1 pseudogene is annotated in these 2,121 nt (G+C 71.9%); it reads left to right on the forward strand.

The features are described 5' to 3' along the window. Positions 1-81: 81 nt before the first annotated feature. A pseudogene (locus GBZ48_RS35740) lies at positions 82-2,121 on the forward strand (transglycosylase domain-containing protein); the annotation flags it as partial.

Here is a 2,121-nt window from a genome sequence, read left to right on the forward strand (position 1 = left end):
CCTCTGCGCGGGACCCCCCCCGTCACCCCCCGCGCCCACGCCCCCCCCCCGTCTCCCCGCCGCCCCGCCCTCGGGCCGGGGTCCCCCCCCTCCGCCGCCCCGCCGCCGACGCCCTTCAGGCAGCCCCGCCGCCGCTCCCGCGGCCTGCCCAGCTTCAAGTTGCCCAACGTCAAGTTGCCCAGCTTCACCCTGCCGTCCATCTCCCTTCCAAGGCTCTCCTTGCCGAAACCGAAGCAGCAGCCGAACCGATCCGCCCGCCGGTCCGGCGGTAGCCAACCGCCGCAGCCCCCGCAGCTCTCGGCCCAGCCTGCCGCACGCCCCGGCCGGGCGCCGCAGCCGCCCCGGAAAAACGGCGGCGGCTGGGTGAGGCGTCTGGTCCAGTGGGGCCTCGTCGCCGCCATCTGGTGCGGCATCGGGCTGGGTGCCGTGCTGGCATGGTTCGCGCTCGACCTGCCGGACATCTCCAAGGTGGCGCAGTTCGAACGCCGCGCCTCGATCACCGTGCTGGCCGCCGACGGCAGCGAGTTCGCCCGCTTCGGCGACCTGCACGGCACGACGCTCAGCGTGCGCGACCTGCCGCCGCATCTGGTCGGCGCCGTGCTGGCCATCGAGGACCGCCGCTTCTACAGCCATTTCGGCATCGACCCGCTGGGGCTTGCCCGCGCCGTCTATGTCAACTGGCGGTCCGGCCGGGCGGTGCAGGGCGGCTCCACCATCACCCAGCAGCTCGCCAAGAACCTGTTCCTGACGCCCGAGAAATCGCTGAAGCGCAAGATCCAGGAAGCGATGCTGGCGCTGTGGCTGGAGAGCCGCTTCACCAAGGACCAGATCCTCACCGCCTACCTGAACCGCGTCTATCTCGGCGCCGGCACCTTCGGGGTGGACGCCGCCGCCCGCACCTATTTCGGCAAGCCGGCGACCGAGGTCGACGTGCGCGAGTCGGCGGTGCTGGCCGGCCTGTTGAAGGCGCCGTCGCGCTACGCCCCCAGCTCCAACCCCGACGAGTCGGCGGAGCGGGCGCGGGTGGTGATGGCGGCGATGCTGGATGCCGGCTACCTGACCCAGCCGCAGTATGAGGCCGCCCGCACCGCCAAGCCGTCGCCCAAGCGCAAGCCCGGCGGCGATGGCCGCTATTTCGCCGATTGGGTGACCGATCTGGTGCCGGGCTTCGCTGGTCCCGACCATGGCGACGTGATCGTCCGCACCACGCTGGATTTGAAGATGCAGCGCGCCGCCGAACAGCGGCTGGAGGCCCTGCTGGCCGGTCCCGGCGCCGCCGCCAACGTCCGCCAGGGGGCGCTGGTCGCCATGAGCCCCGACGGCGCCGTCCGCGCCCTGGTCGGCGGCCGCGATTACGACGGCAGCGAGTTCAACCGCGCCACCCAGGCGCTGCGCCAGCCGGGCTCCGCCTTCAAGCCCTTCGTCTATCTGGCCGCACTGGAGTCGGGCTGGACCCCGGACAGCCTGATCGACGACGCTCCCGTGCAGCTCGCCAACTGGAGCCCCGGCAATTACGACGGCAAGTACCGCGGCAGCATCACGCTGGCCTCGGCGCTGGCCCATTCCTCCAACACCGCGACGGCACGGCTGATCGACCGGGTCGGCACCGACCGGGTGCGGCGCATCGCGTCCAACCTCGGCATCTCCTCGCCGCTCACCCGCGACCTGTCGCTGGGCCTCGGCACCAGCGAGGTGACGCCGCTGGAACTGGTGCGCGCCTATGCCGGCATCGCCAACCGCGGCGTCCCCGTCTGGGCCTATGCCATCACCGAGATCAAAAGCCGCGACGGCGTCGTTCTCTACCGGCGCCAGGGCGGCGGCGGCAGTGCCGTGGTCGATCCCGCCCATGCGGTGCAGCTGTCCCACATGATGACCGGCGTGCTCGATTACGGCACCGGCCGCAGCGCCAAGCTGAACCGTCCGGCGGCGGCCAAGTCCGGCACCACCCAGGACTATCACGACGCCTGGTTCGTCGGCTTCACCGCCGATCTGGTCGCCGGCGTCTGGCTGGGCAACGACAACAACGAGGCGATGAAGAAGGTCACCGGCGGCACCCTGCCGGCCAAGCTGTGGCGCGAGTTCATGCTGGACGCCCATGCCGGCAAGCCCGCCCGCCCGCTC

It is taken from the genome of Azospirillum melinis (genome assembly GCF_013340935.1).
GTDB lineage: Bacteria > Pseudomonadota > Alphaproteobacteria > Azospirillales > Azospirillaceae > Azospirillum > Azospirillum melinis.